We start from the raw sequence: 13,928 nt of genomic DNA, 5'->3' as shown, positions 1-13,928 counted from the left end.
AAAGCAAAAGGACGCGAAAGCGTCCTTTTTTATGCTCAGAATTATGGGTTCTGATTTTCAGAGATCTGAAATCAGGATCTTAGACCGGCGCTGGTAGTTGTACATTTCCTGTTTCTGAATCGGCAGGACGTCAACTTCCGCAGGTTTGAAACCACGTTCCTGGAACCAGTGAATACTGCGTGTCGTCAGAACAAATAACCGGTTCAGACCCATTTGTTTGGCCTGGCTGGCGACGCGTTGTAGCAGCATTTCACCGCGTGAAGAACTGCGGTAATCGGGATGAACCGCCACGCAGGCCATTTCGCCAATTCCTTCATCGTGGAACGGGTAAAGCGCGGCGCAGGCAATGGTCAGGTTATCGCGCTCGATAATGGTGAATTTATCAATTTCCATTTCGAGCTGCTCGCGTGAGCGGCGAACCAGAATGCCTTGTTGCTCCAGCGGGCGGATCAGCTCAAGAATACCGCCGATATCGTTAATGGTGGCGCGGCGAACCTGCTCGGCGCTTTCCATAACGATTTGCGTACCAATACCGTCACGTGAGAACAGCTCCTGAACCAGTGCGCCATCTTCCTGATAACTGATCAGATGGCTACGACGAACGCCGCTGCGGCAGGCTTTCACCGCACCACGCAGGAACCTGACGGTGCCGGAAAGATAATCTCCACCCGATTCCATCAGGTCGATACGTTCCTGCGCTTCGTTAGGGAACAACTCAGAGATAATATTCCCTTCATCGTTGATGACGCCCTGAGAAGAACAGAAGCCGATCATTTTCTCGGCTTTAAGCTTAATGGCCAGTTGCGTCGCGACCTCTTCTGACGTCAGATTGAAGCTTTCACCTGTGACCGAAACCGCGACCGGGCCAAGCAGCACAATCGCATTACTGTCGAGCTGGCGGTGAATGGCTTCTTCATCGATACGGCGGATGCGGCCACTGTGGCAGTAATCAATACCGTCATCGACGCCCAGCGGCTGAGCAATGATAAAGTTCCCGCTGACAACGTTGATATGCGCGCCCTGCAGTGGCGTATTATTCAGACTCATGGAAAGCCGCGCGGTGATATCAAGCTGCAACAAACCCGCTGCCTGCTTCACCAGTTCGAGGGCCCGGGCGTCTGTCACGCGGATATTTTTGTGATAAATCGGCTCGTAATTGTGCTCAGAAAGGTTCTCATCAATCTGCGGGCGTGCACCATAAACCACCACCAGACGAATGCCTAAACTGTGTAACAGCCCGATATCATTGACGATATTGCTAAAATTCTCATGTTCTATGGCTTCCCCACCGAGCATGACCACGAACGTTTTGCCACGGTGCGCATTAATATAGGGAACTGTGTGGCGAAATCCCTGAACCAGTTCTGTACTACGTTCCTTCACGGCAAAACCTCGTATGAATTTTTATTCGTAATTTTTGTATTTTTATTCTTTTGTCGGCGTGTGGCAAGTAAGAAATCGTTGTTTTTGTTTTAACACCCATTACAAACCTACAACAAATTGATTAATCGAATAAATGTTTAGGAATGACATGCAGGATACGATTAGTTAGAATCCATAAACTGAGTTTTTTATCAGCAATTTCTTACTTTTAGATACTTTTGAGACTGCATGACTGACGATAACCACAATCCCGGACGACGACGACTTCTTCAAACTGTAGCGGCTTCCTGGATGCTGAGTGTGAGCAAAGTGGGGTTTGCTGCCAGCTCACAGGTTATTGCAGTACGCATCTGGCCTTCTTCCACGTACACCCGCATTACGCTCGAATCCAGTACGCCACTAAAATATAAGCAATTTCTGCTGAGTGACCCGCCGCGTGTGGTCGTCGATATTGAAGGTGTTCACCTCAACAGCGTTCTGAAAGGGCTGGGAGAAAAGGTCCAGCAAAGTGACCCTTATATCCGCCAGGCGCGGGTGGGGCAGTTTGATTCCAAAACGGTGCGCATGGTGCTTGAGCTCAAGCGTGCCATCAATCCACATGTGTTTACTCTCAAGCCGGTCGCCGAATTCCACAACCGCCTGGTCGTCGATTTGTATCCGGAAGACGGTGCCGTGAGTGCGGAAGATGATCCGCTGCTGGCATTACTGGAAGATTACAATCGCGGCGATGTGGCGAGAACGCTGCCGCCTGAAACGGCCAAAGACGGTCAGGCCGGGCGAAGCAGGCCGCTGGTCATTATGCTGGATCCGGGGCACGGTGGTGAAGATCCGGGTGCGATTGGTAAATACAAAACGCGTGAAAAGGATGTGGTTTTGCAAATCGCGCGCCGTCTGCAAAAACTGATTACGCGTGAACCTAACATGAAAGCGCATATGACCCGTAATGAAGATGTCTTTATTCCGCTGAAAGTCAGGGTGGCGAAAGCGCGAAAACTACGGGCAGATCTGTTTATTTCTATTCATGCCGATGCGTTTACAAACCGGGCTGCAAAAGGCTCGTCCGTTTTTGCCTTATCGACCAAAGGCGCCACCAGTTCTGCTGCGCGTTTTCTGGCACAAACCCAGAATGAATCTGACCTGATTGGCGGCGTCAGCAAAAGCGGCGATCGTTATCTGGACCATACGATGTTTGATCTGGTTCAGACGGCAACCATCGGTGACAGCCTCAAATTTGGCAAAGAAGTGCTGACGCGCATGGGAAAGATTAATCATCTGCACAAAAACAAAGTCGATCAGGCCGGTTTTGCCGTACTGAAAGCGCCGGACATTCCGTCCATTCTGGTGGAGACGGCTTTCATCAGTAATATCAATGAAGAGAAAAAATTGAGGACGGCCCATTTTCAGCAGCAGGTCGCGGAATCAATCATGGCAGGCATCAAGGTTTGGTTTTCAGAAGGCGGGGCGGCAAGGGCGAAATAAGCGGGGGAATGGTGTGAGAATATGACGCCATTCCTGGCTGTGCCCGAAATTTGGATACAAAAAAACACCCGTTAAGGTGCTTGTTGTTTAATTCAATTCACTGTTTAAGTAGTTGGTTGCGGGGGCCGGATTTGAACCGACGACCTTCGGGTTATGAGCCCGACGAGCTACCAGGCTGCTCCACCCCGCGTCCGTCACTACTTGGTACTGCTTTACATCATCACAGAATCCGAACTGAACATCGTTATGCATCAGTCTCGAATTGGTTGCGGGGGCCGGATTTGAACCGACGACCTTCGGGTTATGAGCCCGACGAGCTACCAGGCTGCTCCACCCCGCGTCCGTGATACTGCTTTATTACATCGAACAATTCAACTGAGCATTTCATACATCGAAATCGAATTGGTTGCGGGGGCCGGATTTGAACCGACGACCTTCGGGTTATGAGCCCGACGAGCTACCAGGCTGCTCCACCCCGCGTCCGATGGAGGCGAACTATACTCCCCATGAGATTTCGTGCAACCCTTTTTTGAATTTATTCAAATAAAGCACCAAGTTGCTGGGTTTTTGTCCACAAAATCGTCGTTTGGGGTGCAATTTGGCTCAGTACACTTTTTTATACTGTGGCAATTCCTTTCTGATATCCCGTTTGTTATCGTTTCGCCAGTCATTTCCCTGAAAGTAAGAGAGCGCGGCAACAATGAAAGGACGTTGGAGTAAGTATCTGCTGAGTGGTCTGGTGATTGCAGTGTTGGCGGGCTGTTCCTCGCGGCCGACTGACCGGGGCCAGCAGTATAAAGATGGCCGTCTGGACAACGCACTGGAATACGTGAATGAGCCGAATGCCACAGGGAAACCGGTCAACGCGCTGGATTATTCAAATCAGGTTGCCGCCGTACAAATCGCGTCTTCCTCTTTATATGGCAGAAATAACACGACGTTTCAGGCCGTGGAGCAATGGCTTCGCTCCGGAGCCGACACCCGTAACCTGAGTCAGTACGGCCTCAGCGCCTATCAGATGGAAGGTGCCGATAACTTTGGTAACGTGCAGTTGACCGGCTATTACACGCCGGTTGTGCAGGCACGCTATACCCGTCAGGGCGAATTCCAGTACCCGCTTTACCGTATGCCGCCAAAACGTGGTCGCCTGCCGGATCGCGCCTCTATTTACTCCGGTGCGCTGAGCGACAATTACGTCGTCGCCTGGACCAATTCCCTGATGGATAACTTTATGATGGAAGTGCAGGGCAGCGGTTATGTGGATTACGGCGACGGGCGTCCTTATATGTTCTTTGGTTATGCGGGCAAAAATGGTCACGCCTACCGCAGCATTGGCAAGGTGCTTATCGACCGTGGCGAAGTGGCGCGCGAAAATATGTCGATGCAGGCCATCCGCCAGTGGGCTGATACTCACTCTGCGGCTGAAGTGCGTGAGTTGCTGGAACAAAACCCGTCATTTGTCTTCTTTAAACCTGAACCTTTTGCGCCGGTTCGCGGCGCCAGCGGTGTTCCGCTGATTGCCAAAGCCTCGGTGGCTTCTGACCGTTCGCTTATTCCGGCAGGCACCACGCTGCTGGCAGAAGTGCCTGAACTTAATGATAAAGGTAAGTTTACCGGTAAATATCATATGCGTCTGATGGTTGCGCTGGACGTTGGTGGCGCGATTAAAGGACAACATTTCGATATGTATCAGGGGATTGGTACGGATGCCGGGCATGCAGCAGGATTTTATAATCACTACGGGCGCGTCTGGGTGTTAAAATCAGCGCAGAACGGCAAACCGCTGTTCACCGCTTATTCACAATCAAATTAAGTTTTCAGACGCACTGAGGTTTTTCGTTCATGACTGCAACATACTCCGACGCTTATCAGCAACGCTTTGGCGGTACTGCTCGCCTTTATGGTCAGCAGGCGCTGGAGCTTTTCTCGCAGGCCCACGTCTGTGTGATTGGTATTGGCGGGGTGGGTTCCTGGGCGGCGGAAGCGCTGGCGAGAACCGGCATTGGCGCTATTACGCTGATTGATATGGATGATGTGTGCGTCACCAATACCAACCGGCAGGTTCATGCATTGCGGGAAAATGTCGGGCAGGCCAAAACGGAAATTATGGCGCAGCGTATTCTGGCGATTAATCCGGAGTGCAATGTGACCTGCATCGACGATTTCATTACGCCCGATAATGTCGCTGAAATGCTCGACAGAGGTTTCAGCTATGTCATTGATGCTATCGACAGCGTGCGTCCGAAAGCGGCTTTGCTGGCGTACTGCCGCCGTTTTAAAATCCCTGTCGTCACCACGGGCGGTGCCGGTGGGCAGATTGATCCGACGCAAATTGCCGTCGTCGATCTGGCAAAAACCATTCAGGATCCGCTGGCTGCGAAACTGCGCGAACGTCTGAAAAATGATTTTAATGTCATGAAAAATAGCAAAGGGAAGCTGGGCATTGATTGTGTATTTTCCAGCGAACCGCTGATGTATCCGCAGGCGGATGGATCGGTATGTACGTCACGCGCGACGGCGGAAGGGCCGAAACGTATGGATTGTGCTTCCGGATTTGGTGCTGCGACCATGGTTACCGCCACATTCGGTTTTGTCGCGGTTTCCCATGTCCTTAAAAAGATGATGGCGAAAGCTCAGCGTCAGGCTCAGGCGGCCTGACGGGCGAGGGCGATTACGCCTTCTGCCAGCGCATTCAGCCCGCTGGAACGGCTAGTGCTCAGTTGTTCGCGCAAACCTAATACGTCAAACAGCGCCAGCGGATCCCGCTTCAGGATTTCCGCTGGCGTTTTGCCTTCAACGGCCGTCAGTAATACGGCCAGCAACCCTTTCACGATCCGTCCTTCGCTGTCGCCATAGAAATGCATTATTCCGTTTTCTGCCTTTTCGGCACCCAGCCAGACCCGGTTTTCGCAGCCTGATAATTCATTTTCAGGTGTTTTGAGCGAAACATCGAGCGGCGGCAGGGATTTCGCGAGCAGGATTAACTGGCGGTAGCGATCTTCCCACTGACGGAATGAAGCAAATTTTTCAGTCAGGGACGTTTCAGTGATTTCATGCCCGAAAGGGTGTGGGGCTAACATGGCTTTCCTCGGTGTAAATTAATCTGCTAACAGCGTCAGGGCGTATTTAACCGCCGCGACCAGCCGCGATACGTCATTTTCGTTATTATACGGTGCAAATGAGGCACGCAATGTTCCGCTGATGCCCATCGCCTCGATTAACGGCTGCGCGCAATGCTGTCCTGCGCGAAGTGCGATCCCCTGTTCAGCCAGCAGTGTCACCAGATCGCTGTGATGCACACCGGCGATATCAAAAGATAAAATCGATGAGTTTTGCGAACGGAAGCTGCGGAAACCTGCAAGTTCTGCAAGCTGTTGCTCTGCGAGCGTCGCGAGGTGCTGCGCATAAATTTCGGCTGCTGGCATATCGACAGTTTCCAGCCACTTCAGCGCCGCTGACAGGCCGATAACGCCTGCAATATTCGGCGTGCCTGCTTCAAAACGATGCGGAACGGTCTGAGGCGTAAAACCGGTCATCGACGCCTGCGTCAGCATTTTTCCGCCACCTTGCCACGGCTGCATATCTTCCAGCAGCGCCGTTTTGCCATAGAGCACGCCAATGCCGGTCGGGCCGTAGAGTTTGTGGCCGGAAAAAGCATAGAAATCAATGTCCAGAGCCTGCATGTCTGCCGGGCAATGCACCGCGCCCTGCGCGCCATCAATAAAGACCGGTGTTCCGTTGGCATGGGCTAGTTCAACAGCGCGGGCCAGATCCGGCGCGCCTCCTGTGACATTCGACATCTGCCCCAATGCCAGCAGGCGGCTTTTGGAATTCAGAATGGCCGGAAGGGCGGAGATATCCGGCAAACCCTGCTCATCAATGGGCAGCGTGACGACGCGCGCCTGGCATTGTTCCGCCACAATCAGCCACGGGATCAGGTTTGCATGATGCTCCGCCTGGCTGACAATTATCTCATCGCCCGGTTGTAATTGCGGGCGCAGCCAGCCTTGCGAAACCAGATTGACGGACTCCGTCGTGCCGCGCGTCCAGATAATATCTTCTGAGCGGGGCGCGTTAATCCACTGCGCAACCCGTTTTCTGGCCTGCTCATATTCTTCTGTCAGCGTTTGCGCTGCGCGGTGCTGGCTGCGGTGAACCGTCGCGCCTTCCTGCATATAAAAATTCAGGGTTGCGTCAATCACCTCCTGAGGCCGGAGCGCCGTCGCAGCGCTGTCGAGATAGCATTGCCCTTGTGACAGCGCGGGAAATTGTTGACGAAAATCAGCAGGTTTAAAGTCTTTCATACGAAATCAGATCCTTCGGCCTGAATGAAAAAGTACAGATTTATCTGTTACACAAGCCACTTATTCATTTTAGGAATGGTTACCTGGAAATTTATCAGAGGTTTGTTATGCTGAATTACGATGACTAGAAGCATTAGCCTGGGGTTTTCCCAGGGTTTTAGAGCATTTTAATCTGCAAGGAGTCTATGATGAAGAAGATCGCCGCCGTAATTTCAGCTGCACTGCTGACAACAACACTTGCCGCCTGTTCAAGCAATTATGTGATGCACACCAACGATGGCCGGACCATTGTTGCTGAAGGCAAACCAAGCACCGACAGTGATACCGGTATGATCAGTTATACCGATGCGTATGGCAATAAGCAGCAGATCAATAAATCTGAAGTCAAAGAAATGGCAGAAGGGAACTGATCCCTCCGGTGAGCCCCTGACGGGCGCTCACTCAGATGCTTTATGACAAAACCGGCCCCTCTTGCGACGTGGCCGGTTTTGTCACATTATGCGCAGCACAAAACGTGGCCTGCGGTGAAATTTGGGCAAAAAAAAGCACCGCAAATTGCGGTGCTGAAAAATCACTTTGGACAGACAGGGTAATGTACAGGAAGTGAAAAGTTTGTAGCATTCAAGCTACGTGTCCGGATTGCCAGACAATTGCAAACACAACATCACAACCACAAGCCAAAAGTATTTCAGCATCCTCATACCAATCTACTTTTCGTTCCGGCTCAGGAAGTGGCGCCACTATAGGTTTTTGCCTGTACATCCTCAACGGACAAATTATAATGTCTCGGATTAAAAAAACTAATATCAAAACCCACGGACAGGCGCTCCGCTTACCGGCGAATAAGAAGTATCCATTCTATGTCAAAACGTTTACCGCCTCTTAATTCTCTGCGGGTGTTTGATGCCGCAGCGCGCCACCTTAGTTTTACTAAAGCGGCTGAGGAATTGTTCGTCACACAGGCCGCCGTTAGCCACCAGATTAAGTCACTTGAGGACTTTTTAGGGCTAAAACTGTTTCGCCGGCGCAACCGGTCATTGTTACTGACCGAAGAAGGGCAGAGTTATTATCTGGATATCAAAGAGATATTCTCTGCCCTGAATGAGGCTACGCGCAAACTTCAGGCGCGGAGCGCGAAAGGCGCGCTGACCGTCAGTTTGCCGCCAAGCTTTGCGATTCAATGGCTGGTGCCGAGATTGTCTGGCTTTAACTCAGCTTATCCGGGCATCGATGTGCGTATCCAGGCTGTGGACCGCGAAGAGGACAAATTGTCCGACGACGTGGACGTGGCGATTTTCCACGGGCGTGGTAACTGGCCGGGTCTGCGGGCGGAACGTTTATATGCCGAATATTTACTCCCGGTTTGTTCTCCGTCTTTACTGATGGGCGATAATCCGCTGAAAGAACCGGCAGATTTGAGTCATCACACGTTATTGCACGATGCCTCGCGCCGTGACTGGCTGGCCTATACCAAACAGCTTGGGTTGCAGCAGGTGAATGTTCAGCAGGGGCCGATTTTCAGCCACAGTGCAATGGTCGTTCAGGCGGCGGTTCACGGGCAGGGAATTGCGCTGGTGAATAATGTGATGGCGCAGACGGAAATTGAGGCCGGACGTCTCGTGTGTCCGTTCAGTGAAGTTTTAATCAGTAAAAATGCTTTTTATCTGGTTTGTCATGACAGTCAGGCAGAACTGGGTAAAATAGCCGCCTTTCGTCAGTGGATCCTCGCCCGCGCAGCCAGCGAGCAGGAAAAACTGCGTTTTCGTTTCGATCAGGCGTGATGCCTGAGTCTGGGGAAGGTTTTCCTGAACAGGCTGACAAAGCTGATAATTCGCGGCTTTATCAGCGCACAACGATAACAGGTAACGCATAATGACCAGTCGTTCAATGTTGATCTTTGCCGCGATCAGCGGTTTTGTTTATGTCGCTTTTGGCGCATTCGGCGCACACGTCCTGAGCCAGTCGCTCGGCGAAGCGGAAATGGCATGGATCCATACCGGCTTAACGTATCAAAGTATTCACACGCTGGCGGTGATGATTTTAGGTGTTGCGATGCAGCGCCAGCGTAATGTGTGGTTCTACTGGAGCAGCGCCTTTCTAGCGCTGGGAACCGTTTTATTCAGCGGCAGCCTTTATTGCCTGGCGCTGTCTCATCTCCGGTTATTCGTTTTTGTAACTCCGATTGGCGGTACCTTATTTCTGGTCGGTTGGATTTTGTTGTTGATCGGCGCACTGCGCCTGAAGAAAAAGGCCGAACGCCATGAATAAAGTTGCTCTCTACTGCCGTCAGGGTTTTGAAAAAGAATGCGCAGCAGAAATTACCGACAAAGCCGCGAAGATGGAAATCTTTGGTTTTGCCCGCGTAAAAGAAAACAGCGGTTATGTGCTGTTTGAATGTTATCAGCCGGATGACGCTGACCGTATTGCAAAAAATCTGCCTTTCCGCGAGCTGATTTTTGCCCGTCAGCTGATTGTCGTCGGCGAACTCCTGAAAGATTTACCGCCGGAGGATCGCGTTTCGCCGATCGTCGGTATGGTGCAGAACGTCATTACCAACGGTGGTGAACTGCGCGTTGAAGTGCCTGACACCAACGAAAGCAAAGAGCTGACCAAGTTCTGCCGTAAGCTGACTGTTCCGCTGCGTTCTGCGATGCGCGAGTGCCGCGTGCTGGGTAAGAAAGAAAACGCCCTGCGCCCGGTCGTCCACGTGTTCTTTATCGCGCCAGGTTGCTGCTATGTGGGCTATTCCTACAGCAATAACAATTCCCCGTTCTACATGGGTATTCCGCGTCTGAAGTTCCCGTCCGAAGCGCCGAGCCGTTCAACGCTGAAACTGGAAGAAGCGTTTCACGTGTTTATTCCGGCCGACGAGTGGGATGAGCGTCTGGCGAGCGGGATGTATGCGGTCGATCTGGGCGCGTGCCCGGGCGGCTGGACGTATCAGCTGACCCAGCGCAGCATGATGGTGACGGCGATTGATAACGGCCCGATGGCACCAAGCCTGATGGAAACCGGCCAGGTCATCCATTTACGTGAAGATGGTTTCCGCTACAAATCCACCAGCACCAAAAACTACTGGCTGGTTTGCGACATGGTAGAAAAACCGGCGAAAGTAGCCGCGCTGATGTGTGACTGGCTGGTGAACGGCTGGTGTCGCGAGGCGATTTTCAACCTGAAGTTGCCGATGAAGAAGCGTTATGAGGAAGTGTCTAACATTCTTGAACGCATTGATGAGCGCCTGAAAGAAAACGGCGTGAACGCGGAGATCTTCGCCAAGCAGCTTTATCATGACCGCGAAGAAGTGACCGTACATATCCGCCGTTTCTGGTCGGCAATTGGTGGGCGTCGCGACGAGCGCGACCGCTGATACTTTCGATCATTCAGTCTGTTAATGAGGCGCTTCTCTTCGGAGAGCGCCTTTTTTAATGCAAAATTCAGGGTAAGCGCAGTTGCTGTAAATTGCCATCCAGCGCGAGATCGGTTTGCAGCGTGGAAACCCGTTTACAGACATAAGCCAGCTCGCGGTGTTCTTCCAGCTTTTTGCGCCATTTCTCCGGAACACCTTCCAGATTGTGGTAAAGCTCGTCCAGCGAGCCGGTCTGCGTCAGCAATGTCACCGCTGTTTTCGGCCCAATTCCCGGCACGCCCGGAATTTTACTGCTGCTGATCCCCGCCAGACCCCAGTAATCGGTAAGTTGCTGAGGCAAAACGCCAAAGGTTTCGCGCACGAAAGGCATGTCCAGCCAGCGTTTCTGGAAATAATCGCGGATTTGCACGTTCGGCGCCAGCAACTGGCAGTAACCTTTGTCTGTCGACACAATTGTGACCTGATGCCCGCCGGAAGAGACTTTTGCCGCCAGTGTGGCAGCCAGATCGTCCGCCTCATTTCCGGCGGAATGCCAGCAGGTGATGCCCATCGCGGCAAAACCCGCTTTCAGTTCCGGCATCTCCGCAAACAGGTTGTCCGGCATCGGGGAGCGTCCGGCTTTGTAATCCGGCAGACACTGATGACGCCAGCTGTCGGCGCGATCGTCTTCATCGAAAACCGCAACGGCATGCGTCGCCTGTGTGTGCTGAACGAGCTGTCTGGCGGCATTTTGGCAGGTGAGAAGACAAGGAGAACCCTGGACCGCGTGAATGCGGCGGATCAGGTTGAGGGCATCAATAATCAGCAGGTGTATTGCCATAAGCGGGTCATCAAAATCCATAAAATCAGAGCGACTTACGTCGCTCCGGGAACTGTTTCAGAAATGCAGCCTGAACGGTGTCAGGCGCAGATTTCATAACAAGGAATGTACGCGCTGCCCGGCAATTTCATGCGGTGCTGTGCGACAAAGCCCTGCAACAGACTGTCCATTTTTTTCATCAATGCCGGGTCGCCGTGCAGCTTGAAACGCCCGTGCTTTTCGATAGCGTGAATACCGAATTCTTTCACGTTACCGGCCACAATCCCGGAGAAGGCGCGACGCAGTGCGGCGGCCAGTTCCTGTGGTGGCTGGTTCGGATACAGATTCAGGTTCGCCATGTTTTTGTGATTTGGCTCAAACGGATGTTGCAGGTCCGGCGCAATACGGATTGACCAGTTGAAGCTGTAAGCATCCCCACTGTTTCGGCGGTTTTCTTTCACCAGCGGCATGGCGCGTTTCATCTGGCGCGCGACTTCGGTCGGATCGTCTACGATGATGGTGTAGAACTTAGCGGCTTCTTCACCCAGCGTGTCTTTGATAAAAGCATCCAGAACGAGGAAGTAATCCGCGCTTTCTTTTGGCCCGGTCAGGATCAGTGGCAGAACCTGATCGCTGTTTTCCGGATCCATCAAAATACCCAGCAGATACAACAGCTCTTCCGCTGTGCCTACGCCGCCCGGGAAGATAATGATCCCGTGAGCGATACGCACGAAAGCTTCCAGCCGTTTTTCGATATCCGGCATGATGATCAGTTCGTTGACCAGCGGATTCGGTGGCTCAGCCGCGATGATAGAAGGCTCGGTCATCCCGATAAAACGACCGGCTTTATAACGCTGCTGCGCGTGGCCGACGGCGGCACCTTTCATCGGTGCTTCCATCGCACCCGGACCACAGCCGGTACAAATGTTCAGTTCACGCAAACCCAGCTGGCTGCCGACGTTGCGGGCATACAGGTATTCATTTTCATTAATGGAATGACCGCCCCAGCACACCACCATGTTTGGATCTTCATCCAGATGAAGCGCGCGGGCGTTGCGTAAAATCGAGAACACCATATTGGTGAGATGGGCTGAATTCCCGCTGTTGAAATTCTCAAAGCGCGAATTGCTGGAGATCTGGGCATTCACGAACAGGATGTCGCGCAGGACGGCGAACAGGTTAGCCTGCAATGAACGGATAATCCGGCCATCGACAAAGGCATCTTCCGGTGGATTCACCAGTTCAAGTTTCACGCCACGCTCTCTGCGCAGCACGTTGATATCAAAACTTTCGAAACGTTCGAGGAGTTCTTTACTGCTGTCAGTCTGGCTGCCGCTGTTGAGAACGGCCAGTGAACAGTTGCGGAAAAGACGGTATAAGTCGCTGCTCGCGGTTCGCTTGAGCATGTCGACTTCCAACTGCGACAACAAATCCATTGAGCCCAACGGGCTGATATGTGTAATCAAAGTTGCTCCTTGACACCAAATGGTGCAGTGAATGTTTCTGCTGAGTCCCGCTACGCATGATTTTTCGGATCACGTTTTTTGCGTCGCATCGCGGAAGACGAACAAAAACACTAGCCTGATAGCAGAGAGAACGCCGGGTACGCAGTGCCCGGAACCTCTCTCTGAATTAACAGTAACCTTGTCATCAGGCTTTTACCAATGCTGACAGAGCGTTAGCTCAGTTCTTGAGCAATGCCCCGCATTATTGTCTGACAAGCCTCGCCGTTGCAGGCTCAAACGGGAAGTTAGATCTCCAGGGATTGATATCCAGACCGCCGCGTCGTGTATAGCGGGCGTAGACGGCCAGCTTTTCTGGCTGACAAAAACGCAGGATGTCATTAAAGATGCGTTCGACGCATTGTTCATGGAATTCATTGTGATGGCGGAATGAAACCAGATAGCGCAGCAGCGCTTCGCGATCAATTTTCGGGCCGCGATACTGGATTTGTACGGAACCCCAGTCTGGCTGATGAGTGATCAGGCAGTTAGATTTCAGCAGGTGGCTGACCAGCGATTCTTCGACAATTTCTTCACCGGCGGCGTCAGCAAGGTAGTCCGTGCTGAATTCATAGCTGTCGATTTCAATATCCTGGTCGTCAATGCAGGTGCCTGCAAAGTGCCCGACCGGCGAGCCTTCGATGTCGGACAAACGGCTGATGGTGACCGTGACGTCGCCCTGAGCGCAGGCGCTTAAATCCCGCGTTAACGTTTCCTGTACCGCCTGCCAGTCCGGGAATACGGTCTGGTTGAAGCTGTTGAGGTAGAGCTTAAAGCTTTTGGATTCGATCAGATTCTGGCTGTCGGCTCTCAGGCTGATTTCACCGACGGCCACCTGGGGTAACCCTTTGGCGTTGAGCCACGACAGCTCGTACAGCGTCCAGATATCGGCGCCCTGGAACGGCAGGTTGTCAGGGAACAGGCCCAGCGGTTCGCGGTTCATGCTGCGCGGAACCGCCTGTAATAAAGAAGCGTCGTAGTGATCGACGTAGGCCGTGCTTTTGCCCAGCGTCAGTTGCGCCAGTGCGGGGTTATCCTGATAAGAGGACATGCTGTCACCTTGCTTAGAGATAGGTACAATAGGGAATAGCCAC

13 protein-coding genes and 3 tRNA genes are annotated in these 13,928 nt (G+C 52.4%); 7 read left to right on the top strand and 9 right to left on the bottom strand.

Annotation, left to right across the window (positions count from 1 at the left end):
* Positions 1-57: 57 nt before the first annotated feature.
* Positions 58-1,383 (bottom strand): amino-acid N-acetyltransferase, encoded by a 1,326-nt coding sequence (gene argA / locus IV433_RS20500; RefSeq protein ID WP_152325440.1) that lies wholly within the window; start codon positions 1,381-1,383, stop codon positions 58-60.
* Positions 1,384-1,611: 228 nt separating this feature from the next.
* Between argA and amiC the strand changes: the two genes are divergently transcribed.
* Entirely contained in the window at positions 1,612-2,862 is a 1,251-nt protein-coding gene (gene amiC / locus IV433_RS20495; RefSeq protein WP_195815748.1) for an N-acetylmuramoyl-L-alanine amidase AmiC, read from the top strand.
* A 113-nt stretch (positions 2,863-2,975) separates the two neighbouring features.
* On the opposite strand, the gene IV433_RS20490 is transcribed toward amiC, so the two are convergent.
* The 3 genes from IV433_RS20490 to IV433_RS20480 form a co-directional block, all read right to left on the bottom strand.
* Positions 2,976-3,052, bottom strand: a tRNA-Met gene (locus IV433_RS20490).
* A 73-nt stretch (positions 3,053-3,125) separates the two neighbouring features.
* Positions 3,126-3,202: transfer RNA gene (locus tag IV433_RS20485), tRNA-Met, on the bottom strand.
* Between the two features lie 63 nt (positions 3,203-3,265).
* A tRNA-Met gene (locus tag IV433_RS20480) sits at positions 3,266-3,342 on the bottom strand.
* Between the two features lie 220 nt (positions 3,343-3,562).
* On the opposite strand from IV433_RS20480, the gene mltA reads away from it, so the two are divergent.
* Both mltA and tcdA read left to right on the top strand, forming a co-directional pair.
* On the top strand, positions 3,563-4,675 hold the full coding sequence (mltA, locus tag IV433_RS20475; RefSeq protein WP_195815749.1) for a murein transglycosylase A: 1,113 nt from the start codon (positions 3,563-3,565) through the stop codon (positions 4,673-4,675).
* Positions 4,676-4,704: 29 nt separating this feature from the next.
* Positions 4,705-5,520 (top strand): tRNA cyclic N6-threonylcarbamoyladenosine(37) synthase TcdA, encoded by an 816-nt coding sequence (gene tcdA, locus IV433_RS20470; protein ID WP_101079238.1) that lies wholly within the window; start codon positions 4,705-4,707, stop codon positions 5,518-5,520.
* Here the strand turns inward: tcdA and csdE are convergent.
* A complete protein-coding gene (csdE, locus tag IV433_RS20465; protein ID WP_195815750.1) occupies positions 5,508-5,942 on the bottom strand; it encodes a cysteine desulfurase sulfur acceptor subunit CsdE in 435 nt (144 codons plus the stop codon). The genes tcdA and csdE overlap by 13 nt on opposite strands.
* Positions 5,943-5,960: 18 nt before the next feature.
* Positions 5,961-7,166, bottom strand: coding sequence for a cysteine desulfurase CsdA (gene csdA, locus IV433_RS20460; protein WP_195815751.1), 1,206 nt, complete (start codon positions 7,164-7,166; stop codon positions 5,961-5,963).
* Between the two features lie 188 nt (positions 7,167-7,354).
* On the opposite strand from csdA, the gene IV433_RS20455 reads away from it, so the two are divergent.
* The 4 genes from IV433_RS20455 (at position 7,355) to rlmM (ending at position 10,533) form a co-directional block, all read left to right on the top strand.
* Positions 7,355-7,576 carry a YgdI/YgdR family lipoprotein gene (locus IV433_RS20455; protein WP_104924609.1) on the top strand — a complete coding sequence of 74 codons (222 nt, stop codon included), beginning with the start codon at positions 7,355-7,357 and terminating at the stop codon, positions 7,574-7,576.
* Between the two features lie 450 nt (positions 7,577-8,026).
* Positions 8,027-8,947, top strand: a complete 921-nt coding sequence (locus IV433_RS20450; RefSeq protein ID WP_101079234.1) for a transcriptional regulator GcvA — start codon at positions 8,027-8,029, stop codon at positions 8,945-8,947.
* Positions 8,948-9,038: 91 nt separating this feature from the next.
* Positions 9,039-9,434 (top strand): DUF423 domain-containing protein, encoded by a 396-nt coding sequence (locus IV433_RS20445; RefSeq protein ID WP_152326511.1) that lies wholly within the window; start codon positions 9,039-9,041, stop codon positions 9,432-9,434.
* Positions 9,427-10,533: a 23S rRNA (cytidine(2498)-2'-O)-methyltransferase RlmM gene (gene rlmM, locus IV433_RS20440; protein ID WP_101079232.1), complete on the top strand. Its 1,107-nt coding sequence runs from the start codon at positions 9,427-9,429 to the stop codon at positions 10,531-10,533. The genes IV433_RS20445 and rlmM overlap by 8 nt, the downstream gene beginning before the upstream one ends.
* Positions 10,534-10,600: 67 nt before the next feature.
* Here rlmM and xni read toward each other — a convergent pair whose 3' ends face one another.
* The 3 genes from xni to queF all read right to left on the bottom strand — a co-directional run bounded on the left by xni (position 10,601) and on the right by queF (position 13,885).
* Complete coding sequence (gene xni / locus IV433_RS20435; protein WP_195815752.1) at positions 10,601-11,353, bottom strand: flap endonuclease Xni; 753 nt, start codon at positions 11,351-11,353, stop codon at positions 10,601-10,603.
* 80 nt (positions 11,354-11,433) lie between these two features.
* Complete coding sequence (gene ppnN, locus IV433_RS20430) at positions 11,434-12,798, bottom strand: nucleotide 5'-monophosphate nucleosidase PpnN (RefSeq protein WP_195815753.1); 1,365 nt, start codon at positions 12,796-12,798, stop codon at positions 11,434-11,436.
* 241 nt (positions 12,799-13,039) lie between these two features.
* Complete coding sequence (queF, locus tag IV433_RS20425) at positions 13,040-13,885, bottom strand: NADPH-dependent 7-cyano-7-deazaguanine reductase QueF (RefSeq protein ID WP_195815754.1); 846 nt, start codon at positions 13,883-13,885, stop codon at positions 13,040-13,042.
* Positions 13,886-13,928: the final 43 nt, after the last annotated feature.

This window comes from Rahnella laticis (assembly GCF_015644585.1).
GTDB classification, from domain to species: domain Bacteria; phylum Pseudomonadota; class Gammaproteobacteria; order Enterobacterales; family Enterobacteriaceae; genus Rahnella; species Rahnella laticis.
This window is presented reverse-complemented; position numbering and strand designations above follow the sequence as displayed.